Source organism: Synechococcus sp. GFB01 (assembly GCF_001039265.1).
Classification (GTDB): Bacteria; Cyanobacteriota; Cyanobacteriia; order PCC-6307; family Cyanobiaceae; genus NIES-981.
This window is the reverse complement of the sequence record NZ_LFEK01000123.1, coordinates 1-24262: the sequence shown is the minus strand read 5'-3', so window position 1 is coordinate 24262 and position 24262 is coordinate 1. Positions and strand designations below refer to the sequence as shown.

The 24262-nt window shown below is 69.2% G+C and carries 29 protein-coding genes and 1 pseudogene; 13 read left to right on the top strand and 17 right to left on the bottom strand.

From position 1 onward, the window contains the following. The first annotated feature begins 192 nt into the window (after window positions 1-192). Window positions 193-717 (top strand): dCTP deaminase, encoded by a 525-nt coding sequence (dcd, locus tag SYNGFB01_RS11915; protein WP_048018207.1) that lies wholly within the window; start codon window positions 193-195, stop codon window positions 715-717. A gap of 12 nt (window positions 718-729) precedes the next feature. Here dcd and SYNGFB01_RS11910 read toward each other — a convergent pair whose 3' ends face one another. The 3 genes from SYNGFB01_RS11910 to SYNGFB01_RS11895 form a co-directional block, all read right to left on the bottom strand. Further along, window positions 730-1293 (bottom strand): L,D-transpeptidase, encoded by a 564-nt coding sequence (locus SYNGFB01_RS11910; protein WP_369795560.1) that lies wholly within the window; start codon window positions 1291-1293, stop codon window positions 730-732. Window positions 1294-1650: 357 nt separating this feature from the next. Beyond that, complete coding sequence (locus SYNGFB01_RS11905; protein ID WP_053068478.1) at window positions 1651-1905, bottom strand: Fic family protein; 255 nt, start codon at window positions 1903-1905, stop codon at window positions 1651-1653. 169 nt (window positions 1906-2074) lie between these two features. Continuing rightward, window positions 2075-2353, bottom strand: coding sequence for a hypothetical protein (locus SYNGFB01_RS11895; RefSeq protein WP_048018205.1), 279 nt, complete (start codon window positions 2351-2353; stop codon window positions 2075-2077). 800 nt (window positions 2354-3153) lie between these two features. On the opposite strand from SYNGFB01_RS11895, the gene SYNGFB01_RS14440 reads away from it, so the two are divergent. Together SYNGFB01_RS14440 and SYNGFB01_RS11885 are read left to right on the top strand one after the other, a co-directional pair. Further along, window positions 3154-3561 (top strand): hypothetical protein, encoded by a 408-nt coding sequence (locus SYNGFB01_RS14440; RefSeq protein WP_152669647.1) that lies wholly within the window; start codon window positions 3154-3156, stop codon window positions 3559-3561. A gap of 145 nt (window positions 3562-3706) precedes the next feature. Beyond that, window positions 3707-4432 (top strand): hypothetical protein, encoded by a 726-nt coding sequence (locus tag SYNGFB01_RS11885; protein WP_048018203.1) that lies wholly within the window; start codon window positions 3707-3709, stop codon window positions 4430-4432. Between the two features lie 12 nt (window positions 4433-4444). On the opposite strand, the gene SYNGFB01_RS11880 is transcribed toward SYNGFB01_RS11885, so the two are convergent. From SYNGFB01_RS11880 to SYNGFB01_RS11870, 3 genes are all read right to left on the bottom strand, one after another. Next, a complete protein-coding gene (locus tag SYNGFB01_RS11880; RefSeq protein WP_048018235.1) occupies window positions 4445-4678 on the bottom strand; it encodes a hypothetical protein in 234 nt (77 codons plus the stop codon). 110 nt (window positions 4679-4788) lie between these two features. Beyond that, window positions 4789-5616, bottom strand: a complete 828-nt coding sequence (locus SYNGFB01_RS11875; protein WP_048018234.1) for an MBL fold metallo-hydrolase — start codon at window positions 5614-5616, stop codon at window positions 4789-4791. Between the two features lie 215 nt (window positions 5617-5831). Next, window positions 5832-6206 (bottom strand): VOC family protein, encoded by a 375-nt coding sequence (locus tag SYNGFB01_RS11870; RefSeq protein ID WP_048018202.1) that lies wholly within the window; start codon window positions 6204-6206, stop codon window positions 5832-5834. A gap of 184 nt (window positions 6207-6390) precedes the next feature. Between SYNGFB01_RS11870 and SYNGFB01_RS11865 the strand changes: the two genes are divergently transcribed. After that, entirely contained in the window at window positions 6391-7878 is a 1488-nt protein-coding gene (locus SYNGFB01_RS11865) for a glycosyl hydrolase family 57 (RefSeq protein ID WP_048018201.1), read from the top strand. Between the two features lie 100 nt (window positions 7879-7978). Here SYNGFB01_RS11865 and SYNGFB01_RS11860 read toward each other — a convergent pair whose 3' ends face one another. From SYNGFB01_RS11860 to SYNGFB01_RS11850, 4 genes and pseudogenes are all read right to left on the bottom strand, one after another. Continuing rightward, the gene (locus SYNGFB01_RS11860) at window positions 7979-9331 is read right to left on the bottom strand and encodes a cation:proton antiporter (RefSeq protein ID WP_048018200.1); all 1353 of its coding nucleotides are present in this window, start codon (window positions 9329-9331) and stop codon (window positions 7979-7981) included. A 472-nt stretch (window positions 9332-9803) separates the two neighbouring features. Continuing rightward, window positions 9804-10001, bottom strand: coding sequence for a pyridoxamine 5'-phosphate oxidase family protein (locus SYNGFB01_RS15745; RefSeq protein ID WP_235300162.1), 198 nt, complete (start codon window positions 9999-10001; stop codon window positions 9804-9806). Between the two features lie 247 nt (window positions 10002-10248). After that, window positions 10249-10620: pseudogene (locus SYNGFB01_RS15970) on the bottom strand (pyridoxamine 5'-phosphate oxidase family protein); the annotation flags it as partial. After that, a complete protein-coding gene (locus SYNGFB01_RS11850; RefSeq protein ID WP_048018199.1) occupies window positions 10617-11237 on the bottom strand; it encodes a glutathione S-transferase family protein in 621 nt (206 codons plus the stop codon). The pseudogene SYNGFB01_RS15970 and the gene SYNGFB01_RS11850, both read right to left, overlap by 4 nt. Window positions 11238-11393: 156 nt before the next feature. Between SYNGFB01_RS11850 and SYNGFB01_RS11845 the strand changes: the two genes are divergently transcribed. From SYNGFB01_RS11845 to SYNGFB01_RS11840, 3 genes are all read left to right on the top strand, one after another. Next, window positions 11394-12008, top strand: coding sequence for a TetR/AcrR family transcriptional regulator (locus SYNGFB01_RS11845; protein ID WP_048018198.1), 615 nt, complete (start codon window positions 11394-11396; stop codon window positions 12006-12008). A gap of 149 nt (window positions 12009-12157) precedes the next feature. Next, the gene (locus SYNGFB01_RS15020; protein WP_200900112.1) at window positions 12158-12301 is read left to right on the top strand and encodes a hypothetical protein; all 144 of its coding nucleotides are present in this window, start codon (window positions 12158-12160) and stop codon (window positions 12299-12301) included. Window positions 12302-12434: 133 nt separating this feature from the next. Continuing rightward, window positions 12435-13208 carry a hypothetical protein gene (locus SYNGFB01_RS11840; RefSeq protein ID WP_053068476.1) on the top strand — a complete coding sequence of 258 codons (774 nt, stop codon included), beginning with the start codon at window positions 12435-12437 and terminating at the stop codon, window positions 13206-13208. Window positions 13209-13313: 105 nt separating this feature from the next. Here SYNGFB01_RS11840 and SYNGFB01_RS11835 read toward each other — a convergent pair whose 3' ends face one another. From SYNGFB01_RS11835 to SYNGFB01_RS11815, 5 genes are all read right to left on the bottom strand, one after another. Further along, entirely contained in the window at window positions 13314-13697 is a 384-nt protein-coding gene (locus tag SYNGFB01_RS11835; protein ID WP_048018197.1) for an MAPEG family protein, read from the bottom strand. Between the two features lie 37 nt (window positions 13698-13734). Continuing rightward, the gene (locus SYNGFB01_RS11830; RefSeq protein WP_072061624.1) at window positions 13735-14688 is read right to left on the bottom strand and encodes a transglutaminase family protein; all 954 of its coding nucleotides are present in this window, start codon (window positions 14686-14688) and stop codon (window positions 13735-13737) included. 49 nt (window positions 14689-14737) lie between these two features. Continuing rightward, the gene (locus tag SYNGFB01_RS11825) at window positions 14738-15388 is read right to left on the bottom strand and encodes a hypothetical protein (RefSeq protein ID WP_235300148.1); all 651 of its coding nucleotides are present in this window, start codon (window positions 15386-15388) and stop codon (window positions 14738-14740) included. A 136-nt stretch (window positions 15389-15524) separates the two neighbouring features. Further along, window positions 15525-16010, bottom strand: coding sequence for an AAA family ATPase (locus SYNGFB01_RS11820; protein WP_048018196.1), 486 nt, complete (start codon window positions 16008-16010; stop codon window positions 15525-15527). Between the two features lie 19 nt (window positions 16011-16029). Beyond that, window positions 16030-17037 (bottom strand): aspartyl protease family protein, encoded by a 1008-nt coding sequence (locus tag SYNGFB01_RS11815; protein WP_152669645.1) that lies wholly within the window; start codon window positions 17035-17037, stop codon window positions 16030-16032. Window positions 17038-17661: 624 nt separating this feature from the next. On the opposite strand from SYNGFB01_RS11815, the gene SYNGFB01_RS11810 reads away from it, so the two are divergent. From SYNGFB01_RS11810 to SYNGFB01_RS15735, 5 genes are all read left to right on the top strand, one after another. Next, complete coding sequence (locus SYNGFB01_RS11810) at window positions 17662-18501, top strand: cytochrome P450 (RefSeq protein ID WP_255347557.1); 840 nt, start codon at window positions 17662-17664, stop codon at window positions 18499-18501. An 85-nt stretch (window positions 18502-18586) separates the two neighbouring features. Then, a complete protein-coding gene (locus SYNGFB01_RS11805; RefSeq protein WP_048018230.1) occupies window positions 18587-18949 on the top strand; it encodes a TSUP family transporter in 363 nt (120 codons plus the stop codon). Window positions 18950-19052: 103 nt separating this feature from the next. Then, window positions 19053-19451: an ester cyclase gene (locus SYNGFB01_RS11800; protein ID WP_048018194.1), complete on the top strand. Its 399-nt coding sequence runs from the start codon at window positions 19053-19055 to the stop codon at window positions 19449-19451. A 102-nt stretch (window positions 19452-19553) separates the two neighbouring features. Further along, entirely contained in the window at window positions 19554-21719 is a 2166-nt protein-coding gene (locus tag SYNGFB01_RS11795; protein ID WP_235300146.1) for an arylsulfatase, read from the top strand. After that, window positions 21695-21907 carry a hypothetical protein gene (locus SYNGFB01_RS15735; RefSeq protein WP_235300145.1) on the top strand — a complete coding sequence of 71 codons (213 nt, stop codon included), beginning with the start codon at window positions 21695-21697 and terminating at the stop codon, window positions 21905-21907. The genes SYNGFB01_RS11795 and SYNGFB01_RS15735 overlap by 25 nt, the downstream gene beginning before the upstream one ends. A 16-nt stretch (window positions 21908-21923) precedes the next feature. On the opposite strand, the gene SYNGFB01_RS11790 is transcribed toward SYNGFB01_RS15735, so the two are convergent. Then, window positions 21924-22490, bottom strand: a complete 567-nt coding sequence (locus SYNGFB01_RS11790; RefSeq protein ID WP_161795896.1) for a hypothetical protein — start codon at window positions 22488-22490, stop codon at window positions 21924-21926. Between the two features lie 71 nt (window positions 22491-22561). On the opposite strand from SYNGFB01_RS11790, the gene aroB reads away from it, so the two are divergent. After that, complete coding sequence (gene aroB / locus SYNGFB01_RS11785) at window positions 22562-23680, top strand: 3-dehydroquinate synthase (protein ID WP_048018192.1); 1119 nt, start codon at window positions 22562-22564, stop codon at window positions 23678-23680. On the opposite strand, the gene SYNGFB01_RS11780 is transcribed toward aroB, so the two are convergent. Then, window positions 23677-24003, bottom strand: coding sequence for a hypothetical protein (locus tag SYNGFB01_RS11780; RefSeq protein WP_048018191.1), 327 nt, complete (start codon window positions 24001-24003; stop codon window positions 23677-23679). The two genes, aroB and SYNGFB01_RS11780, sit on opposite strands and share 4 nt — an antisense overlap. Between the last annotated feature and the right edge of the window lie 259 nt (window positions 24004-24262).

The window sequence follows — 24262 nt, the reverse complement described above, 5'->3', positions numbered from 1 at the left end:
AGCTGGCCATCGGTCAAAAGGGTCCCCGTTTTCTATGAATCAACCCTAAGCGGGCCGTCGCGATCCACAGCTGAACCGGCTGGACCAGCAGACACCGGCTCCGCGCACCCCGCGGGAACAGTGCCCCCGCGGCCTGCGATCCCCGGCGGACGCCCTGAGACAATCCACAACCGCCCACCCCCAGGAAGAGACATGGCCGTTCTCGGGAGAGAGGCGATCCTGCAGGCGATCGAAGAAGGCGCCATCACGGTCACGCCCTTCGTTCCCGAGCGGGTGGGCCCCGCCTCGCTCGATCTCACCCTGGCCCACACCTTTCGCGTGTTCCGCAAGGTGCACGAGGTGATCGACGTGCGCGAGCACACCGACTACCGCCAGCTCACCGACAAGATCGAGGTGCCCCAGGGCGAGCACATCCTGATCATGCCGGGCGAAACGGTGCTCGGCATCACCCGGGAGCGGCTGCGCCTGGNCCCCGGGCTGTGCGGCTGGCTGGAGGGTCGCAGCCGCTTCGCGCGGCTGGGCCTGATGGTGCACATCAGCGCCCCCTTCATGGGGCCGGGGATCGACAGCCAGCAGGTGCTGGAGATGAGCAACTTCGGCCCCGCTCCCCTGGCCGTGTATCCCGGCACCGCGATCTGCCAGTTCGTGTTCCAGAAGCTGCAGGGCAGCGAGAGCTACGTCGGCCGCTTCGCCGGCCAGACGGAAGACTCCTTCTGACCGCCCGTGCATTCACGGGGTGCAGGGACCCTTGGCGCTGATCACCACCTCATCGCCCAGCTGCACGGCGGCGAGCAGGGTGCGGAGCGCGGGCTCAGCCACGTTCACGCAGCCGCCGGTCACCTGCTGGCCGATGCGCTGGTCGTTGTTGCTGCCGTGGATCGCGAAGCTGTACCAGCGGAAGCGGCCGTCGTAGGTGTTGAACGCGAAGGGCTGCTTGACGCTGTTCACCGGAGCCAGGCTCACGTAGCCGATGCCGTACTCACCGGTCTCGCCATCGCCGCTGAAGTCGATCGCGTTCATGTTCCGGAACAGGGTCGTTCTCAGCTCGGCCTCTGACTTGCCCGACTGGGCGATCAGCGCCGGCTCCATCACGAAGCGCCCATCGCTGAGAATCGCATTCACCCGGAAGCTGCCCAGCGGCGTGTAGCCCTCCTCGAAGCGGCTGCCCGCGCAGGTCACGCCGTGTCTGCCGAACCCCACCTTGAACACGGTGCGCTCCTTGCCGCGGGTGAGCACACCGAAGCTCCTGGATGGATCGCTCAGATCGAGCTCGATCCGGATGGGTTCCGTCACGCCAGAAGCTTGCTGTCTGGGCGCGCTGCTCTGCCCGCAGCCGCCAAGAGCCAGACAGACGCCGACCAGGCCGACTGCGGAGACACGACGCATGACGGGGCTGAGGCTGCGCGCCCATGATGCCTGGGGTGCCGCAGGCGCGCGTTGTGAGGAATGGTGGTGGCAGAAAGGCAACCGGGGAGAGATGGTTCATGGCATGCCACGATCCAGGGCTTCAGCGCCTCCGGCAGCAAGCTGATCTCTTGCCGCTTCGCTCTCGCATCATCCGTGCGGTAGCGAGTTCCACAGCCATCGAAACGGGCAAGCCCATCGCCGAGATCGAAACCCAGCTTCAGGCTCGGCGACCCCAGCCCATCATCACGCACCCTGCAGCACCTGCCTGAACAGCCGTTTGATCGGAGCGTTGTTCAACACAGCTCCGGCACGAATGGCGGCGAAATACTGCTCACGCTGGTGGTCCCAGGCTGAATCGTCGAGAGGGCCGACTCCTGCCTGAGTGGCCATCACGTCAGCCAGCAGTCGTGCGATCCGGCCATTGCCATCACGGAAGGGATGGATGAGAACAAGTTCAAGATGAACCTCGGCCAGCGCCGCCTCTGGGAGGGCGACCACAACGTGGAATCGGGCCTCTACCGGATGAAGCAGGGCATGGCGAAGACCCGCACACCTTCGATGCCGGCGGCTATGACTTCGTGGAGCCCGGTGACACCCACACCGAAACCGCTCTCAGCGACACCCTGCTGCTGGTGATCTGTGAGGAAGACCGGCCGGAGTTCCGCCGCTAGATCCTGCGGCAGCGTCCCGTGCGTGTCTCCTTGCTCATCTCCGGGCCCATAGCGATCTGCACGACCGATTCCGATGTGTAGCGGAGCGTGGTGAGATCGATCGAATGGCTGTCCCGCGCCCACTGGGGTCTGCACATCCTGGTCTCCCAGCTGACCTGCCGCGGCGTGATCGTCACCCGGCTGTCGTCGATGATGCCGCCACCGAGTTCGGGCGGCGGTTCACTGGTGGTGATCGTGCTCCTCACCTGGTCCGTTTTCGGATCCAGCTCCTGCACCTGCCCGCTCCGGGGCTCGATACGGAAGATCGTGGGCGAGTCGGAATCAAGGCTGCAGCTCAGGCGGAAGGGCTGGGAGGTCCAGCGCCAGAGGGTGTCTCATCCAGCCAGCAGGGCAGCAGCAGGCCGCCGAAACCATCGCGCAGCGCACCGGGATCATCCGCCGATCGCTTCAGTCTCCCCGATCGCACCCGATCCTCTCCGCTCTGTCGACTTCCGCAGCCTGGCCTATGTTGAACAGCCATGAAACGTGCCGCTCCGCTGAGCATCAGCCACTGGCTGGGCGCCTGCGTGATCACCCAGCTGCTGCAGCTCTGGGGCGATGGCGTCATGCTGCTCAAGCAACGCTTCAGCTGACGCAGCAGCGCGCCGATGAATCCCGCCACCATCCTCAAGTTGGTGCTGCTCCTGAGTGTGGTGCTGCTCGTGATGGCCATCGGCCTGCGGGCGCGCTTCGAGCAACCGATGCTGCTGTTGCGGAAGCCGGCCCTCGGCCTGCGCGCCATGGCGGCGATGTATTTGGCGGTGCCCGCCTTCGTGCTGATGCTGGTGTGGCTCCTGCCGCTCCGGGAGGGCGTGGGCGCGGCACTGCTGGGCATCGCGATCTCGCCCGTGCTGCCTCCCTGGGCGAAGAAGGGAACCGCCGTGGGCGGCCAGACCGACTACGTGATCGGCCTGCAGGTGCTCTCCTCCGGCGTCGCACTGCTGCTCATCCCGCTCCTGATCGGCATCGTCGACCGCTTGTTCGGCGTGCAGACCTTCCTGGAACCCCTGGCTGTGGAGCGGGTGCTGCTGATCACGTGGCGGCTCCCCTGGCTCTCGGCATCGGGCTCGCCCAGCTCTGGCCGCGTGCGGCGCCGCGGCTGGCTGGGATTGCCGACAGGGTGGGTGGGCCGGTGCTGCTGCTCGGCGTGGTGGTGCTCCTCATCGTTCAGGGCCGCGGGATCCTGGCCCTGCTCGGCGGCGGCACGCTGCTCGTCATCGTGGCGGTCGTCGTCTTCGGGCTGCTGGCGGGGCACTGGCTCGGCGGCGATCCGGGCAACCGTGGAGCACTCGCCTCGGCCACGGTCTCGCGGCATCCCGCCATCGCGCTCCTGCTCGCCTCAGGCGCCTTTCCGCAGCACCAGGCAGCGGTGATCGGCACCGTTCTGCTCTACCTGATCGTGGCGCTGGGCCTCGCCGCGCCCTACGAGCGCTGGCGACGCTGAGCACGCCGGCCACTCGCCGAGCCGTGGCAGACCCGTGGCCGAGCTGTGAAGAGATCCGTGGCGATCGGCACCATCAGCGCCAATCCGGCCAACCCTGGGAAACGCTCGTGCAGTCAGCGCGAGCCACTGATCCCTGCCCCGAGCCATGGCCAGCGTCACCGAGATCGCACCGGATCTGTTCCGCCTGTCGATCTACGTAGCCGATCTCGATCTGCAGTTCAATCACTTTCTGGTTCGAGACGAGCAGCCGCTGCTGTTTCATGCCGGCCTGAAGGGGATGTTCAGCGATCTGAGCGACGCTGTGGCGACACTGATCGATCCCACAACGCTGCGCTATGTGGCCTGGAGTCACTTCGAATCGGATGAGATCGGCGGCCTCAATCACTGGCTGGCGCTGGCACCACAGGCCGAACCCGTCTGCACGTTCGTGGGCAAGGTGGTGAGCATCGACGACTTCGCGATCAGGCCCGCCAGAGGGATGACCGCCGATGACGTGCTGAGCACGGGACGGTTCCGGTTCCGGTTCCTCCCCTCTCCGCATCTGCCGCATGGCTGGGATGCGGGCCTGCTGTTCGAGGAAACCCGCAGAACCTTGTTCTGCTCCGATCTGTTCCACCACTTCGGCGATGTCGCGCCCCTCACCTCCGGTGATCTGATCGGGCCAGCGCTCGCCGCGATGCGCCAGATGCAGCAGGGCCCGCTGGCGTCGTACATGCCCTGCACGCGGCAGACCAGTCGGCTGCTGCAGACCTTCGCCGATCTCGAGCCCGTCACCCTGGCACTGATGCACGGATCGTGCTTCACAGGTGCCAGCCGGGGCATGCTCGAAAGCCTGGCTGGGGCCATGAAGGAGGTGCTGGATGTGGCCTGAGCCGCAGCCGGCTCAGAAGATTCTCAGGGTTTTCTTCTTGCAGTACCCCGCCCCGATGTTCATCCAGCCCGAGTCACAGGGCTTGCCGTTGGTGGGCTTCACCTCGTAGTAGATGGGTGAATTGCAGTGCTGCTTGAGGTCGTTCACATAGCCGAGCGGACACTCGTCATAGCCCGGCAGCTTGGGAATCCGCTTCTGCGCCAGTGCCGCACCGGGGATCAGGGCGGGCAGGGCGATCAGCCCCATGGTCACAACGAGAGCGGGTGTCTGCAACGGCGAGCCATCGACTGGGGCAACTCTAGGAGTCTGGTGCCGTCAGGGCGGTGTCCGCTCAGGGATTCTCTGGATTCAGGTGCTCACCACCATCCTTCACGGGCGAAGAGCGTGTCGGGAAAGATGTCCTGACAGATCCTCTCGGCGCTGCGGAGATGCTCGTCATCGTGATCGGGGTCGTGATGGGTCACGACAAGCTGCTTGACATTGGCCTGGATGGCCACCTCGGCGGCCTGTTCGTAGCTGCTGTGTCCCCACCCCTTTTTCTTCACCAGCTCCTGATTGGAGTACTGGCCATCATGGATGAGGATGTCCGCCCCCTGGGCAAGCCTGACCAGATTCATATCGATGCAATCGCCATGCTCGATATCGGTGGCAAACACCACGGATCGGCCGGCGCGTTCATAGCGGTAACTGTAGGCTCCGCCGGGGTGCTTGTGTCTCAGCGCCGTCACCCGAACCGGGACACCATCCGGGGGCCGAAAGGTCTGGGTGTTGTTCTCCAGCAGCATGAACTTGAAACGGGCCCCCATGTCTTCCATGGCAACGGGAAAGTAGATCTCCTGCATCTGAGCGGCAAAGATATCCTTCAGAGTGTCGATCTTCGGGTCACCACCTTTGGCCAGAAGCACAAGGGTCATGTCCGGGTCATAGGCCGGCGCGAAAAAGGGAAAGCCCTGGATATGGTCCCAGTGGAAATGGGTGAACGCCACGAAGATCTCTGACTGGTCGGTGCCCATCGCAAGGAAGTCTGCACCCAGCTGGCGGATGCCGGTGCCTGCATCGATGATGCCGATTCGCTTCGTTTCGCTGGCCATGATCTGAAAGCAGGTCGTATTGCCTCCGAACTCGTTGTAGCGGGGCCCTGAAACGGAAATCGAGCCGCGCACCCCATAGAACTTGACCTCCATCATCCGCGGCAGCCTGTCTGGTGGCCTGATCCCGGCAGCGTAGGTGTTTCTGCTCGCGGCAACAGTGGCCAGGATCACCACTGTGTGGCCCAGAGGGTCACGGCGGACAGCGCGGCGGTGAGGGGTCCGGGTCTGCGGAATGGGCTGCCCACTGGAGGCCTCACGAAGCCGGGACAGCGGGCAGGAGCGTGTGCCGCAGAGCCCTCACACGGCGATCAGCGTTCTGAATGCAGGCCGATTCTGTTCCCTTCCGTGACCAGGCAGATGGCGATGAAGCCGTAATCGGCGATCTTCATCTTCGACTGCAGCACCTTGCCACCGGCAGGCTCCACCCGGGCCTGTTCCACGCTGCAGTCTTCGCAGCTGAAGTAGATCAAGGTGCCGCCACCGCCAGGTTGCATGCCCTCCATGGTGGTGAGTGCGCCACCGGCTCCCATGAGGGTCTCGCTCATGGGAAAGGTCCAGTAGTCATCGCCCCCGGGGGTGGGGAGCTTGGTGAGGCTGAGCGCAAACACGGTCTCATAGAACCGCTTGGCCCGCTCGATGTCGGAGACGGCGATCTCGAACCAGGTGACGGGGTTGCTGGCCATGGCGGAGCCCGTGTCGAGAAAGCCATGCTACGGGTGCTGTCCGGGCCTCCAGCCACCCCGGAAGACCCTCAGCCCTGGCCTGCTTCCCTGCGTTGAACAGCCATCCCAGCGATGCTCACGGTCTTCCGACAGATGCTGAGGATGGCTCGCCAAGGGCAACAGACTCCTGACGGAGCTGCCAACCATGTCCTTCCCCCGCCAACCCCTGCCGCCGATCGCCGGCCGTGAAGCCGAACTTCTCGCCCTGGTGCAGCAGCCGGGGCCGGTGGCACTGGAGCGCACCAACCTGAAGCTCGAGGCGATCGAATCGGCCTTCGCCTGCGCGCTGCACATGCACCAGCCCACGATTCCGGCCGGTGCCAACGGAGAGCTGATCTCCCACCTGCAGTGGATGTTCGAGCACCCGGGCGAGGGCGACAACCACAACGCCGAGCCGTTCGCCCGCTGCTACCGGCGCCTGGCCGAACTCATCCCCCAGCTGATCGCCGAGGGCTGCAACCCGCGGATCATGCTCGATTACTCCGGCAACCTGCTCTGGGGCATCGAGCAGATGGGCCGCGCCGACATCCTCGAAGCGCTGCGGTTCCTGGCCACGGATCCCACCATGCAGCCCCATGTGGAGTGGCTGGGCACGTTCTGGAGCCACGCCGTGGCGCCCTCCACGCCGATCCCCGATCTGAAGCTGCAGATCCTGGCCTGGCAGCACCACGTCGCCGCCCTGTTCGGCAGCGAGGCCCTGCAGCGGGTGAAAGGCTTCTCCCTGCCGGAGATGGCCCTGCCCAACCATCCAGACACGCTCTTCGCCCTGGTGCAGGCGCTGCGGGAGTGCGGCTACCGCTGGCTGCTGGTGCAGGAGCACAGCGTGGAGAACCTGGATGGCTCGGCGCTGAGCCAGGAGCAGAGCTTCATCCCCAACCGGCTGGTGGCGCGCAGCTCCAGCGGCGAGGAGGTGGCCATCACGGCGCTGATCAAGACCCAGGGCTCCGACACCAAGCTGGTGGGGCAGATGCAGCCCTGCTACCAGGCCCTGGGGCTGGGCCGGCAAGCGCTGGGCGGCATCACCATTCCCTCCATCGTCTGCCAGATCGCCGACGGCGAAAACGGCGGCGTGATGATGAACGAGTTCCCGCCGGCGTTCGTTCAGGCCCATCACCGCATCGCCAGCGAAGCAGCCGGCGATGCGGCCACGGTGGCGATCAACGGCACGGAATACCTGGAGCTGCTCGACGCCGCCGGCATCCACGCCGACTCCTTCCCCTCGATCCAGGCGGTGGGGCAGCACAGGCTCTGGCAGCGCACCGGCAGCGCACCCACCCCGGCGGCGGTGGACGCCGCCATCGCCGAACTCCAGGCCGGCGATCCCTCCTTCTCGATGGCCGGCGCCTCCTGGACCAACGACCTCAGCTGGGTGGAGGGCTACGCCAACGTGCTGGAGCCGATGCAGAACCTCAGCGCGCGCTTCCATCAGCGGTTCGACTCCCTGGTGGCGCAGGATCCCGCCATCACTCAGACCCCGGCCTACCAGCAGGCCCTGCTCCACCTGCTGCTGCTGGAGACCAGCTGCTTCCGCTACTGGGGCCAGGNCACCTGGACCGAGTATGCCCGCGAGCTCCACCGGCGGGGGCTTGCAGCGCTCGCCCATCCTGAAGACAGCGAAGGCGGCGTTCCATGAGTGGCACCCCGACCCAGCCGCGCCCCGATCTCTCAGCAACCGAGCCGGCCGCCAGTGATCAGGGCCCCGGTGGATTTCCGGGCCCCAACCCACCGCGCCCTCAGGGAGCCGGGGTTCCCGGGGCCACCTCCGCGGCGGCGGCGGGATCAGCCAGCACCAGGCGCAACAGCACCGGAGCCAGAAAGGTGGTGCCGATCACCATCAGCAGGATGGCCGCCTCCAGCGACGACCCCAGCACCCCGGTCTGAGTGCCCAGGCCGAGAAAGATCAATCCCACCTCGCCGCGGGGCATCATCCCCAGCCCCACCGCCAGCCGGTTGGTGGGTTCCGGGCTGAGGTAACTCCATCCGGCCGCCACCTTGCTGACCACGGCGGCCACCAGCAGAAAGCCGGCCATCGCCAGCCCCTCGTGGTTGGCGGCCTCGAAGGGATTGAGCACGGAGAGGTCCATGCCGCTGCCGATCAGCACGAAGAACACGGTGGCGAACAGCGCCACCAGGGGCTTCACCGCCGCTTCGATCGCATGCCGGTGCCGGGACGAGCTCAGGATCAGGCCACCGGCGAAGGCCCCGAGGGCCGCCTCCAGGCCGAAGGCCTGGGCGGCGAAGCAGGCCACCGAGAGCACCAGGAAGGCCGCCACCACCACCTCTCCGGGAGCCTGGAGGCGATCGAGCAGCCAGTCGAAGGAGGGGGCGGCGGTGCGNCTCAGGAACAGCGCCACGATCACGAACACCGCGGCCGCCGCGATCAGCTTCAGGATCGGGCCGACGGCGAACCCTTCGCCGCCCGCCAGTGCCACCACCACGGCCAGGATCACGATGCCGAGGATGTCATCGAGCACGGCGGCACCGATCACCGTCTGCCCATCACGGCTGCGCAGGAACTTCAGCTCCCCCAGCACGCTGGCCGTGATGCCGATGCTGGTGGCCGTCATCGCCGCACCGGCGAAGATCGCCGGCAGCAGCGGCACCCCGAAGAGAGCATGCAGGCCGAAGGTCCCCAGGGCGAAGGGAAGCACCACACCTGTGAGCGCCACCGTGATCGCCTGCACCCCCACCGCCATCAGGTCGTCCAGTTCGCTCTCCAGACCGGTGAGGAAGAGCAGGGAGAAGAGACCGATCTTTCCAACGGCCTGCAGATTGGTGAAGCTGTGGTCATAGATCTCCCGCACCTGCTCGGGCCCCACGTGGNCCAGCGCGGCGATCGTGCGCTCGGCGAAGGCGTTGAGTTCGCCGGCCAGCTCCGGGGCCAGGATCAGATGGAGGCCCGAGACGCCGATCAGCACACCCGCCACCAGTTCCCCGAGGATGGCCGGCAGGCGCCACCGCACCATCAGCTCGGCCAGGGCCCGGGCCGCGAACAGGATCACCGCGAACCGGCCTGCCTGCACCAGCGTCTCGGCGGCTTCGAGCTGGTGGCCACCGGCCGCGAGCAACAGGGCTGGAAGGTCCATGGCAGGCCGGCTGGGGCAATGGCGCGCATCCTTTCACCCCTCTGCATCGATCTGCGCCGGAATCAGCGACTGAGAACCATCGCCGGGACGCTCTGCACGACGCCGCGATCGAGCGGCTAGCGCTAGGCCGGAGATCCCTGCGGGCGCCTCCGGGGAAACCCCGGCGGAAAGCTGGTGACGGCCTCGGGGGGCATCACCCTGGGGGAGACCACCAAGCCCGACGGCCCGGAGCGCCACGGGATCGTGGCTGCGCAGCTGGTGGGGGCTGATGGAGGTTGGCGGCAGATCACGAGCCCACGCCCCAGCACGGCAGCAGCGCCTTACCTCGAGTCCAGCGGCTCCAGGTAGGGCGAGGACTCGGGCTCACTCCAGGTCAGCGGAAGGCTTCCCGGCACGCGGTGCCCCCGCCGGAGCCGGAAACGCAGCAACCGCTCGGCGCCGGCGTAGTGGCGGATCTCCTCTCCTTCCCAGATCACCTGGGCTGNNNTGNNCCGGTGAGATAAAGGAGGTCCCCNTGCCGGAAATCGACGAACAGCAGTCCGGCGCGGGGGTTGAGTTCGAGATTGCCGAAGGTGTTGAAGTGGTGGTTGCCGGAGTAATCGGGAATCGTGAGGGTGCGGGCATCGTGGAGTCGCACGAACCCCGGCCTGCCCCCCCNGATGGGACACATCCACACCGGCCGCGCTTCCCGCCGCGGCAGCCTCCACCGCCGTGGCGATAAAGAAGGTGTCGGCGGCGGCGATCAGAGCCGCCTCCTCCTCCCCGAAGCGATCCACCGCCACGATCGCCCTGGGCTCCGAGGGCTCGAAGGGCTGCAGCGTGACCTGGCGCGCCTGGATGTACTGGGGACAGTTGCCGAAGGTCTGCTCGACATGGATCGTGAAGCCATCGGCGCCAGGGGAGCCGACCACGCCATTCATGCGGTTGCGGCGGCGGGTGGCCAGCTCGATCCCCAGCACACCGATCGGCGCTGATGCGGCGAGGTTGGCGGCGAGGGGATCGCCGGGCAGAGGCCGGGCGGCCACCCGCAGGGTCCGCTCGTCCGGCGAGGAGAGGAATCCCGGAGGCCCCACCAGCATGGAGGCCCAGGGCTGTCCCTCGGCATCGACGGACCCCACCAGCAGGTAGGGGAGCATCCCGAAGAAGGCGCGATGTTGCTCGGTCAGAACGGTGCGGATCACGCGCCGGCCCTGTCGGTCGAGCTGTTCCTCCACTCCCAGGCGTGCCTGGATGGCCCGTTCGCCGGCATGGAAGGGGGAGTCCGATCGACTCCATCCAGGCGTTGTCATGGTGTGGAGTCTCCCTCCATCGGCACATAGCCGGGCAGCTGCCGCAGCCGCTCGATCCAGGCCAGCACCTGGGGATAGGAGCTCAGATCGATGCCGCCATCGGGGGCGAGGGCGACATAGGGGAACACCGCCACATCGGCGATCGTGGGCCGCTCGAACTCCAGCCAGGTGCGGCTGGCCAGGTGCTGATCGAGCTGGCCGAGGATGAAGGCGGCCCTCTCCTGAGCCCGCTCGAGATTGATCGAGCTCACGCCGAACAGCTGGTGCAGGCGCGCCTGCTCCGGGCCCTGGCGCACTTCACCCGCCGTGATGGAGAGCCAGCGGATCACCTGGGCCAGGGGGAGAGGCTCCAGCGGCAACCAGGCCTCCCCGCCATGGCGGCGGGCCAGGTACACGAGGATCGCCTGGGCATCGGCGAGCCGCACGGTCGTGCCGTCGGTGTCGTCCTCCAGCAGCGGCACCTGGCCGAACGGATTGAGGGCCCGGTAGGCGGGTGAGCGGTGCTCTCCCTGCATCAGATCGACGCGCACCCAGGTGTAGGGCACATCGAGCAGATGGAGGAGCAGGCGGGGCTTGTAGCTGTTGCCGGAGAGCTCGTGGCCGTGGAGCTTGAGCATGGCGAAACGGTGGCGAAAGGGGTGACGAAGAGGCGGTGGAGCGGGATGGGGCTGAGGGGCTGGTTGGAGGAGTCGAATACAGACAGACCCGTCTGCCCAGAAACAGTAACAGACCGATCTGTCTAGTGGCTAGCGTGATCGTGCCGCGATCCGCCCATGGCCCCGCCTTCCCCTGCCGCCGGCGCCGCCTCCGCCAGGCGCGAGGCGCTGCTCGACACCGCCCTCGAGCTCTTCAGCCGGGAGGGCTACCGCGCCGTGGGCATCGACACGCTGCTGCAGCAGGCCGGCGTCGCCAAGATGACCCTCTACAAGCACTTCCGCTCCAAGGAGGAGCTGATCGCAGCCGTGCTCGAACGCCGCGGCGCGGCGATCGTGGCCGAGATCGTGGCGCGCGTGGAAGCCGTACCCGCCGACGCGCCCGAGCAGGCCAGGGCCCGTCTGCTCGCCGTGTTCGCCTGGCTGGAAGACTGGCTCCGCTCCCCCGGCTTCCAGGGGTGCCTGTTCGCCAAGGCGGCCGGGGAGTACCCCCAGAGTGAGGAAGCGCCGCGACAGGCAGCCACAGCGTTCAAGGACCACTGCCGCGAACTGCTCGAGCAGCTCTGCACCGATCTGGGCTGTGCGGATCCCGTGGGCCTGGCACGGCAGCTGGAACTGCTGATCGAGGGGGCCGCCACGGTGGCGTTTCTCCGCCGCGACCCCGCCCCCGGCGCGGCAGCGACCCGGGCGGCGGCCGTGCTCATCGATGCCGCGCGCACGCCGGTGGGAGGCTGAGCGAGCTGGCGGGCTCGGCGCTGCAGAAGAGAGGTGTGGCGCCGGCAGGCATCGAACCACGATCCAGCCAGCGCCCGGACATCAGCACGCCTGGATCCTTGCAGGCGCCGACACGCCCGATAGGGTGAAAAGTGAACTGGGTTCAGTCCGTGCAAGAGATCAGCCTGCTCGAGCTGCTGGCCCGATCCGCGGCCCGCTTCGCCGCCGTGTCCGGTGTGGTGGCACTGCTGATCTGGGTCACCTGGGTGATGCTCGATCTCAAGCACCTGCAGTCGGGATTCACGCTGCCCTGATCGCGCTCGCCAGCGCCGCCGGGCCCCGGGCCGGCTCGATCGCCTGCCGGCACTTCTGTTGCGACTGTCGACAGCCGCCACCGCAGGGCCCCGTGACCTGAGCAGGATTGAGCGGTGTCCGCCAGGCCGGCAGATGGGGATGGTCGACCGCGCGACACGGCCCCGCCTCCGACCGCTGCCCCTCGCCGCGGGGGTGCTGCTCACCACCCTGGCCGCTGGGGGCGGGGCTGCTGGAGCGGCGGCGGTGGCGGCGGCGGAACCGCCTTCCAGCCTGGCGGGCGAACACCGCCAGCAGCGGCAAGTCTTCCTGGGTGTGTGGGCGCTGGTCGACAACACCAACAACCTCTTCAATGTGCGCCTCAGCGCCGATGGGCGGGCGCTGAGCACCAGCGGCGTGGCCGGCACGCCGTTCGGCGGCAGCCAGAACCTGCGACCCGCCGAGCTGCTCGAACGCGGCCGCTGGCAGCCGTGGGGCAACGGCGTTCGCATCGACTACGCCGACGGCTGGACCGATGCGATCCTCACCGGGCCCGGAGGTCTGCTGCAGTGGTCGTGGGCACCGGGCGACGACCGTCTCCAGCCGCCCACCAACCACGGCAGAGCCGTGCGGGTGAGCGGTGCGATCGCGGCGGTGGTGGGCGTGTATCGCTTCCGAGCCGTGCAGGACGAGCTGCCCCCCACGACCCTGAGCCTGCTCTCCAACGGCCTGGCCTTCAACACCGTGGATCGCTCGGCCGGCGGCGTGTGGCGGCTCAGGCAAGGCACGGTGGTGATCGAGTGGGCCTCGGGCTGGCGGGCCGAGTTCGAGCCTCGCGATCAGGGCGCGCTGCGCGCCCGCATCTGGCGCCCCGGCAGCGATCCGCAAGCGCCCCCCACCGCCGTGCGCTCCGGTGAGCGGCTCGACTGAGGCAACCAGCCAGCAGCCATGACGCTCGGGTTCGGCGGGGCCTCGCTCTGTGGCGCGTGGGTCGGCCGGGGAAGTGATTGTCGAAGCGGTTGGAGCGGCCTGGGCTCAGCGGAACACCCCCACGATCGCCATCACCAGCAGCGCCGCGCTGCACAGGAAGCTGATGCCGAATCCCGGCGCACGCCTGCCGGCCGCCTGCCGGTAGCCCACGCCGTAAGCAATGCGCCCGCCCACCCAGATGAAGCCAAGCAGGCAGGCCCAGGATTCACTGCCGAGCAGGGCGGCCAGCCAGAACGTGGGCAGGAAGAACACCAGCTGCTCGAGCGTGTTCTGCTGCACCCGCAGAGCCCGCTCGAACCCCTCCGGGCCGCTGCAGGCCGGCGGCAGCACCCGGTGCTTCACGCGCGCCTGGCCCACCGCCATCGCCGTGCCCTGGTAGGTGATCAGGGCGGCCAGGGTGACCACGGCAGGCAGGGCGGGAACGGTCATCGGGGAGACGTCCGGCAGGACTCCGCCCTGCCACGCATCAGCCGCTGCCTTGCGTGGCCGTGCCGCTGAGCCACTGCTCCGGCGCCGGCATGCGCAGGGGTCGCTCGCATTCGAGCGCCTGAAGGGCCTCGAGGCTGGTGGCGGTGCGCACCTCCACCGTGTACCGCATCGACGAGCCCACGCCGGTGCCGCGGTACCGGCCGCTCACGGCCGCCGCCTGGCGATGATCGGGAGCGGCCGCCAGCACCACGTGCCCGTCGGCCACCGCCAGGCCGAGGCTGGGGTCGTAGCCCCGCCAGCCGCCGCCGGGCAGATACACCTCGGCCCAGGCGTGCAGCTCGTGCTCGCTCACCTCCTCCGGATGGTGCATGGAGTAGCCGCTCACGAAGCGGGCGGCCAGCCCCAGGCTGCGGCAGGCCTCCACGTAGAGCATGGCGGTGTCGCGGCAGGCGCCGGTGCGGCTGCGCAGGGTTTCGGCGGCGCTCATCGGCTCGCCGTCGGGTCGGCCCACGTGGTGGAACCCGTGGTGGATCGTGTCGGCCAGATGGATCAGGAAGTCGGTGGCGCGGCCATCCGCCGCTGCGGCCTGCTCCGCCGCCCACTGCCGCACCGACGCGTCGACGGGGCTGCCGGGTCCCTCCAGATAAGGGGCCAGGGAGAGGGCTTCCTCGGGCGGATAGGCGGCCGGCAGCTGCAGGGCCGGCGGATGGGTGACGATCCAGTCGAAGGGGTTCTCCCGCAGGGTGCGCACCACCATGTCCACCTCGATGCTGAGCTCCTCCTGCAGGGCCCTGAACCACAGCACCACCGCCTCGCCGCCGTCCGGCTCGAGCACGTGGGCGCTGCCGGTGGGCTCCGGGGTGATCCGCAGATCGTGATGCAGCAGCCGCTGGGCGGGATCGCTGCGGGGGGTGAGCCTCAGGGTGGTGGGTTCGAGGAACACCGGCCGCTCGTAGGCATACCGCAGGGCATGGCGCACGTGAAACAGCATGCGGGCGGGGCCTCCTTGCCGGTTGCCATTCTCGAGCCTGGCGCCGGGTTCAGCGGCGGGTCAGCGCGGCGCTGAACCGGTCGTAATCCTCCTGCGGCCCTGCCGCACTGGTCAGAAACGCCCGGATGGCGGTAGCCTGCCGCCGGATCGACGGCAGATCCTTCTGGGAGACGATCCAGACCACCAGCACGCGGTCGGAGAGCCGCAGGGCGGCGGTGCAGAGCCCCTGACCGTCGGCAGCACAATCGGTGCCGGGCTCGCCGTTGCGCAACCGCATCCGCCGCACCACCTGCCGCACCGGCTCCTTCTGGCCGGCAATCCCACCGAGCGCGTTGGTGCGAGCGAGCGCGTCCGCTTCGATCAGCGTGAACCGGCGCAGGCTGTCCCTGAACAGCGACGGGCCCAGGCACTGCTGGCGGGCCCAGCGCTGGCTGAGCCGACCACAGAGCTGCGGGATGCTCAACCACTCATCCCGCCCCGTGTCCTGGAACAGGCTGTAGCCCTCGAGCAGCACCTCCACGCTCGTTGCCCTCACCGCTGCGGCCGGCGAACCGGTGGAGGCGACCAGGGTCCCGAGCGGCACAGCGCACAGCCAGTCAGAGCCCTCGCCGGGGCAGGGGCGCTGAACGGCCGACCTGCCGCCGCGGGAGACGGCCACCACCGGCACATGCAGGCGATGGGGCCCCACGGCCAGTGTCACCTGCGTCGCGAGCGTGTCGACGGGGGGCCCGGCGCCGGAAGCGCCGAACGGTTGGCAGGCGGAGAGAAGCAGCGGCAGCAGGGCTCTCCAGTGGGGCTGGAGCCAGCGAACGGCCGATCGCCATCGGTTCCGGATGTCACAACGCCGCATAGGCGCTCGGGTCACGGAACTCACGCTTGCGGCCAGGGAAGGCGTCGTAGAGGGCCCGATGGCGGGCCAGGCCGTACTCGTCGGTCCGCTCCTCGTAGGAGCGCACCCACTCGATCAGGTTGGCCAGATTCGCGTCCTGCTCCTGGCGGGATCGGAACTTGTCCGGCTCCCACGCCCTCGCGCGGCAGTGGGCGATGCAGGCCTCCACGCCGGGATTGAGGAAGAGGAGCTCATCGCAGAGCGGCACGATCGGCTCCAGGATGTCGGCGTAGCAGCCCTCGATGATCCAGCTCTCGTTGCCGGCCATCCACCGGTTCACGGCGGCGATGCTGTCCTGGATGGGGCGCCGCTCCGAGCCATCAAGAAACGCCACCGCGTCCAGGGAAAGGCGGGCGGCGGGAGACCGGGCCATCAGTCGTCGGGCGAGGGTGCTCTTGCCGGCACCGGCGTTGCCCAGCAGAACCACCTTCATCGGCACCGTCGCCGCAGCCTTACCAGAGAAGCAGCAGCGGCGGCGTGGCGTCGAGGCGCCAGAGCTGGGATCGGCGGCGGAGCAGCTCCTGCCCCACGATCGCCTCCACCCCCAACGCCTGGAAGATCGGGTTCACGGTCACGATCCCCTCGAGCGGAGCGGCGAGATCGGTGCCGCCGCGGGGTGCCGAGCCGGGCAACCCGAGGCCGGACAGGCGCACACGGCTGGCCGTCTGATCGCCGCAGAAGCCGGTGAGCCGCAGAGGCGTCGCTCGGCCCTGAGGGCGCAGCCGCACCGCCAGAGCAGGCGTGAGGAACAGCCCCTCGGCGCCGGTATCCGCCAGGGCCTGCACGGGTCCCGTGGTGGTGGAGAGCGGCAGCAGCGGCACCCCCTTCTGCCAGCGCAGGGGCAGGCTCACCGAAACGGCCGCTCGGGTCGCCGCCGCCTGGTCCGCGGCCCGCAGGGCCCGCTCGCCGAGGGCCAGCCGCTCAGCGGCGGGATCGATCCAGAGGGGGAGGCGCCGCAGCAGCGGCGCGCCCAGCACACCATCGATCCCCGGCGGCAGACCGCCCACCTCGAGCACCAGCGCTCCGGCTCCGCTGATCGAGAACGCCGCCTCGCCGCCTTCCAGCCGCAGCGGCGGCAGCACGGCCCGGCGCACCTGCAGGCCCTCGCAGCCCGCCCCCGCTCCGGCCAGGCCGAAGGCCTCCGGGGCGACGGCTTCGCTGGCCAGGCCGAGCCGCCCAGCCAGGGCCGGGGTCACCAGATGCGAGGAGGCTCCGGTGTCCACGAGCAGGCGCACCGCACCACGGGCGCTGCTGAAGGTGAGCACCGGCGTGTCGCCTCCGGCCGCGCGCTCCAGCACCACCTGCGCCGAGCCGCTCGGCGTGCCGCCCGGCAGAGGCGTGCCGCGCACCTGGATCAGCGCTGCGGCTGTGGCGGCTGTGGCTGTAGCGGCTATGGCGGCCGTCAGCAGGTCCATGGCGAGGGCGGCTGCAGCACCGGTCGCGACCTTGCGGCAGCGCAACAGCACAAGGGTAGGAGCGGTGCGCCGCCTGCCTAACCTGGGCCACGGTTCGGCCTGCCATGACGCACCCCTCCCCAGGCTTTCAGGTGCTGGAGGAGGGCGGCAGACCGCCCGCCGGCGCGAGCCTGCCACCGCGCGAACCCCGCTGGTGGGACACCCTCGCCTTCATGGCCGATCCGGACCGGTTCTGCCGCGACAACCTCCGGGCCCACGGACCGATCTTCCGCACGGGCGTCTTCGGGGGCACCACGGTGTTCCTGGCTGAACCGGAGGCGGTGCGGATGGCGTTCAACGGCGACGGGCACTACGCGGAGGTGAGCCTGTTCCCGACCACGAACGCCATGTTCGGGGAGTACAGCCTGTTCCAGCGACCCGACCTGCATCGGGTGCGCAAGGCGGCACTCACCCCGGCCTNCAGCGGAGCGATGCTCGCCGGCACCGTGCCGGCGATGCATCGCCTGGTGGCCCGGCACNTCGCCGCCTGGGGAGCGNAGGCAGACCCTGGCGCTGCAGCCGGCGATCGACAGCCTGGTGTTCGAACTGCTCGTGCCNNTGCTGCTGGGGNTGCCGATCGATGCGGCCGACAGCGGCCTCGAGGGGTTGCCGATCAGTTCGACGGCCGAGCTGCGGCGGCTCTACCAGNCCTTCTACGAGGNCTNCTTCNGGCCTGGTCCGCCTGGAGGGCCCGCTCACGGCCTATGGCCGCGGCATGGCGGCCCGGCGCCGCCTGATCCAGCTCATGCAGGCGGTGATCGAGCGGCGCCGCTGCGCGCCNNNGNCCGATCCGCNCNNCACGACTTCCTCGGCATGATGCTGCTCGGTCAGCGCGCCGATCCGAGCGGGGTGTTCAGCGATCCGCTGATGGCCAACCAGTGCCTGCTGCAGCTCTGGGGTGCTCACTATGAAGTGACCGGACTGCTGGGCTCCTGGATGGTGCAGATCGACCGCCATCCCTCCGTGCGGCTGCGGCTGCGCCAGGAACTCGACTCCGAACTGCGCGGTCCGATCGACAGCCTCGGGCTGGGCGACCTGCGCCGCCTTCCCTACCTGGACGCCACCATCGCCGAGACGCTGCGCACCCTGCCTCCCTCCTCCACGGTGACGCGCCGGCTGACGAGACCGGTGGTGCTCAACGGCATGCTGCTCAAACAAGGCTGGAAACTGATCGCCGAACCACGCCTGGTGCATGGCTGGGAGCGCAACTACCCCGACCCCGGCCGCTTCGACCCGGAGCGGTTCCTGGCCGCGCCATCGGAAGACCGTCGCTATGCGTTCATCCCCTTCGGGGGCGGTGTGCATGCCTGCCTGGGCGCCCAGCTGGCCATGACCATCGCCCGGGTGTTCGCCGTGCATCTGCTGCGCAGCCACCGCTGGCAGGGGCTGGACGCGCCCCGCTTCGATCAGTTCCCGCTGCGGATGCTGAAGCCCGACTACCGCATCGGCCTGATCCCGGCTGAGGCGTGACGTTGGCGTGGTCCCGGCCCGAAGGTCACGGCCAGCCCGACCATCACTGCGAGGACGATGCGGCCATGCGCCTGTGGGCAACGCCATGATCAGCCTGCTGCCCTTCGTGTTGCTCGGGATCGCGGCCGGTGCCCTGAGCGGCCTGATCGGCATCGGCGGCGGCGTGATCATCGTGCCCGCCCTGGTGTTTCTGTTCGGCATGAGCCAACACGCCGGCCAGGGAACCACCCTGGCCNTGATGGTGCCGCCGATCGGCATTCTCGCCGCCTGGACCTACTGGAAACAGGGCGACGTGGACATCCGCATCGCCGCGCTGGTCTGCCTCGGTTTCCTGGTCGGCAGCCTGCCGGGCGCGCGGCTGGCCATCCAGATCCCCAACCTGGTGCTGGGGCGGATCTTCGGCGGGGCCCTGGTGGCGATCGGCCTCAGGATGCTGCTGGCCCGGTAGACGTGAGCGGCGGGGCCTCCGCATCGCCAGCCGGCTGGATCGCCTCGGGGTTGCGAAGCGGGCGAGGGGAAGCTACCCCTGGCGCAGCCGCGGCAGAGGCAGCGTGGATCCGAAGGCGGTGGTGCGGGCCTACGTGGACGCCTTCAACCGGGGCGACCTGACGGCAATGCGGGAGCTGCTGGCCGACGATGCCGAGATCCAGGGTGTGCTCGGCAGGGGAACGTTCGAGCGTGTCGAGCCGATCTGGCGCCAGCTGATCGAGGGCTACGGCATGCAGCTCACGATCGAGGAGCTGATCGCCGAGGGACCGGTGGTGGCGGCCCGCTACCGCGAAACCGGCACGTTCCGCGCCCCGGCCTTCGGTCGTGAACCCACCGGCCGCTCCTACGAGCTGGTGGCGATGGAATGGTTCGAGATCGACCCGAGCGGCAGGATCCGACGCCGCTGGGGAGCCCGCGATGCTGCCAGTCAGGCCCGCCAGCTCGGGATTCCGCTCGAATAGGCCGTGACCCGGGCATCGACCCGCCGGGTTCGTAACGCGGGCGTTGTGGCGGCCTCACCCCACGGCTAGCACTGAGGGGCGTGTCCGGCCTCGGCCCAGCCCATGTCCCTGCTCGAATACAAGCCCGGCACCAGCTTCCCGGGGGTGATCGGCCGCACCGCCGACGTGTCGGTGCCCGCCTGGCCGAGACCCAACCGGGCCCGCGAGGGGGCGCCGAACGTGCTGTTCATCGTGCTCGATGACACGGGCTTCGGGCAGCTCGGCTGCTACGGCAGCCCGATCGCCACGCCGCATCTCGACGCCCTGGCGGCGGAGGGTCTGCGCTTCAGCAACATGCACACCACGGCGCTCTGCTCGCCGTCGCGCTCCTGCATGCTCACCGGCCGCAACCACCACTCCAACGGCCTGGCCTGCATCACCGAGGGGTCGATGGGCTATCCGGGCGCCAACGGCCTGATCCCGTTCGAGAACGGCTTCCTCTCCGAGATCCTGCTGCAGCAGGGCTACAACACCTATGCGGTGGGCAAGTGGCACCTCACCCCCGCCGAGCAGACCTCCGCAGCCGGCCCCTACGACCGCTGGCCCCTGGGGCGCGGCTTCGAGCGCTTCTACGGCTTCATGGGTGGCGACACGCACCAGTACTACCCGGAGCTGGTGCGCGACAACGGCCAGGTGGAGCCCCCCTGCACCCCGGAGGAGGGCTACCACCTCACCCCCGATCTGGTGGAGAAGGCGAAGGCGATGATCGCCGACGCCAAGCAGGTGGCGCCCGACAAGCCATTTTTCATGTACTTCTGCACCGGGGCCATGCATGCTCCCCACCACGTGCCGAAGGAGTGGGCCGACAAGTACAGGGGCCAGTTCGATGACGGCTGGGAGGCCTACCGCGAGCGCACCTTCGCCCGCCAGAAGGAGCTCGGCATCATCCCGGAAGGCACGGTGCTCTCGCGCCAGGATCCCGACGTGCCCGACTGGAACGCGCTGTCGGCCGAGGAGAGGCGCCTCTACGCCCGGATGATGGAGGTGTTCGCCGGCTTCCTCGAGCACACCGACCATCACATCGGCGAGCTGATCGCCTTTCTCAAGGAGATCGGCGAATACGAGAACACCATGATCATGGTGATCTCCGACAACGGCGCCAGCTCCGAAGGCGGTCCCACCGGCTCGGTGAACGAGGGCAAGTTCTTCAACAACGTGCCGGAGAACCTCGCGCAGAACCTCGCCGCCATCGACGACATCGGCGGCCCGAAGTACTTCAACCACTACCCCTGGGGCTGGACCCACGCCGGCAACACCCCCTTCCGCCGCTGGAAGCGGGAGACCTACCGGGGCGGCACCAGCGATCCCTTCATCGTGAGCTGGCCGCAGGGCATCGCCGCCCGCGGCGAGATCCGCTCCCAGTACTGCCATGCGATCGACATGGTGCCCACCGTGCTCGAGGCCCTGGGGATCGAGCCGCCCGACACGATCCGCGGCGTGACCCAGAGCCCGATCGAGGGGTTCTCGCTGTGCTCCTGCTTCGGCAACCCGGCGGCTGCGAGCCTGCATCTCACCCAGTACTTCGAGATGTTCGGCCACCGCGCGCTGTATCACGACGGCTGGCGGGCCGTGTGCCCCTGGCCGGGCACGTCGTTCGTGGAATCGGGACGCCGTTTCGGCGATCCGATCAGCTACGACCAGCTGACCCAGCTCGATGCCCACGGCTGGGAGCTCTACAACCTGCAGGAGGATTTCGCCGAGACCCGCGACCTGGCCGCCGCCGAACGCGACCGGCTGATCGCGATGATCGGCATGTGGTACGTGGAGGCCGGCAAGTACAAGGTGCTGCCGATCGACAGCCGCGGCGTGCAGCGCTTCGCCGAGGAACGCCCCCAGATCAGCGCCGATCGGCAGCGCTTCATCTACTACCCGGGCACCCAGATGGTGCCCACCAACGCGGCGCCGCGGGTGCTGAACCGACCGCACTCGATCTCGGTGGAGGTCGAGGTGCCCGAGGCCGGAGCCGAGGGGGTGCTGTTCAGCATGGGCGGCAACGACGGCGGCTTCGCCTTCTACGTGCAGAACGGCCTGCTCACCTACGGCTACAACTACGTGGCCGAGCAGTTCTTCCGCATCCGCTCCGACAGCCCCCTGCCGGCCGGCCACCACATCGTGAGCGCCGAGTTCACCCCCACCGGCCCCGCCGACCTCGCCAACGGCGCGGCACCCCGGCCCGGGTGCAGCTGTTCGTGGATGGCCAGCCGGTGGGCGCCGGCGATCTGCCGGTGACCATCCCGCTCAGCCTCGGCCTGGCGGCAGGGGTGGCGGTGGGGGCCGATCCCGGCTCACCCGCCCTGCCGGATTACAAGCCCCCCTTCGCCTACGGCGGCCGCATCCGGCGCGCCATGGTGGATGTGACCGGCACCCCGATCGAGGACCTGCAGGAGCGGATGCGCCAGATCCTCGCCCGCCAGTAGGAGGCCGGGTGACCGTTCAGTCGAGGTCGCGGGGGTCCAGGCAATGGGCTCCCGCCCCGGATTCCTCCACGGCGACCAGGGCGCCGTGGAGCCGGAGGGTCACGGCATCGCCCCTGCTGCGCAGGTCGGCGATCAGCTCCTCGGAAGGATCGCCGCGCAGGCACTCCAGGAAGAGTTCGCCCTCATCACCGGCCGTGTCCTGGGAGTTGAACAGGGCATCGAGATGGTGGCCGAGCTGTTCGCTCAGCACCGCGATCACCTGCTCCTCGAGGGCGTCCTCGAGCCAGTCGCGGTTGATCAGGATCAGGCGCTCCTGCTCCAGATAGGCGCAGGGGATGCCCTCCATGGCCTCCCAGTCGAGGTCGCGGATCGGCGGCAGGTCAGCGAAGTCGCCCGCTGCCAGCTTCTGCTCCAACCGGCCGAGCCCGGGATGATCCGCGGGCAGATCCAGGGCGATCGCGGCGGCCCGTGCCAGCCGGCCCTGCCCGGCCCAGGCGGCCAGAGCACGGTGCCAGGCGGCGATCAGGGCGGGATCGATCGGGCCGGTGTGGTTCACGGAGGCGCGACCGGAAGCTGCGGCCAACCCTAGGCGTGGCCTGCAGCCGGGCTGGATCGGCCATCTAGCCTCGGAGGCCAGGCCCGGCCCCGCGCCCCATGACCATCGCGCTTCCCACCTGCCGCACGATCGAGGTGGCGCTGAGCGCCAACCCCTATCCGGTGGTGATCGGCGCCGGCGTCCTCGCCCAGCTGGGCGAGCGGATCCTTGCCCGCGGCTTCAAGGCCGGCACGAAGGTGCTTCTGGTGACCAACCCGGTGGTGGATCAGCACTACGGCGCCGCGGCGCTCGCCAGCCTGGAAGCTGCGGGTCTGGCGGCCTGCCGGCTGGTGATCGAGGCCGGCGAGGAGCAGAAGACCCCCGCCACGGTGGCCCGGATCCACGACGCGGCCTTCGCGCAGCGGCTCGAGCGCGGCTCGCTGATCGTGGCCCTCGGCGGCGGCGTGGTGGGTGACATGGCCGGCTTCGCGGCGGCCACCTGGCTGCGCGGCATCGCCGTGGTGCAGGTGCCCACCACCCTGCTGGCGATGGTGGATGCGGCGATCGGCGGCAAGACCGGCGTGAACCACCCGGGCGGCAAGAACCTGATCGGCGCCTTTCACCAGCCGAAGCTGGTGCTGATCGACCCCACCACCCTGGCCACCCTGCCCGGGCGGGAGTTCCGCGCCGGCATGGCCGAGGTGATCAAGTACGGCGTGATCGGCGATGCCGAGCTGTTTGCCCGGCTCGAGGCCGCCGGCGGCATCGCCGACATGGCGGGGGTGGGTCCCGAGCTGCTGCAGACGCTGCTGGAGCGCTCCGCCGCCGCCAAGGCGAAGGTGGTGGCGGCCGATGAGCGCGAGGGCGGTCTGCGGGCGATCCTCAACTACGGCCACACCCTCGGGCACGTGGTGGAGACCCTCTGCGGCTACGGCACCTGGCTGCACGGTGAGGCGGTGGCGATCGGCATGGCCGCCGCGGGAGAGATCGCCGTGGCCATGGGGCTCTGGAGCGCCGCCGACCAGCAGCGCCAGCTCGATCTGATCGAAGCCGCCGGGCTGCTCTGGCGCTGGCCCCGCCTGGAGGAGAGCGCCGTGCTCGATTGCCTCCAGGGCGACAAGAAGGTGCGCGACGGCACGGTGCGCTTCGTGCTGCCCACCGCCATCGGCGCGGTGGAGATCCGCGGCGATGTGAGCGGCGAGCAGGTGCTGGCCGCCTGCCGGCGCCTGGCCGGCTAGGGGGCGTCGGTGTCTTCGAGGGCGGTTTCGAGGCTGGTGAGCAGCAGGGTGAGGGCCTCGTGGGCATCGAGATCGGTGCACGCCACCTCCCGCAACCACTGGCGGCTGAGCTGCTCGATCCGCTGGAACAGGCCGGATCCGGCGCGCAGCCGATCCATCACCTCCTCGATGCGCGCCTCGTCGCAGTCGGGCGGGAGTCCCACCACGTAGCGGCGGCCGTCGTCACCGATGTAGGTGAGCCGCCCCTGGTCGTCGTGGACCGGCGCCGCGTGGGGCATGATCGGATCGCTGCAGCGGTCGCGGTCCGGTTCAGCTGCGGCCATGGCGGCACCACCCTCCTGCTTTCCTGCTAGGTCGGCCCGGGCGACTTGCCAACGGAAGGGCGGCAGCGATCAGCATCGCTGATTCATCAGCAACCGGCCGGGATTGATCGCGTTGGCTGGGATCAGGCGCGGTTGCGGGGCGGCTGGCCGCTGCCTTGCTCGAGACCCCGCTGCCAGCGGGCCAGCTGACGCTCCGCCAGCGCCAGCAGCAGGGCGATCAGCAGGGCGGGCAGCAGCAGCGCCGGCCGCAGCAGCAGGG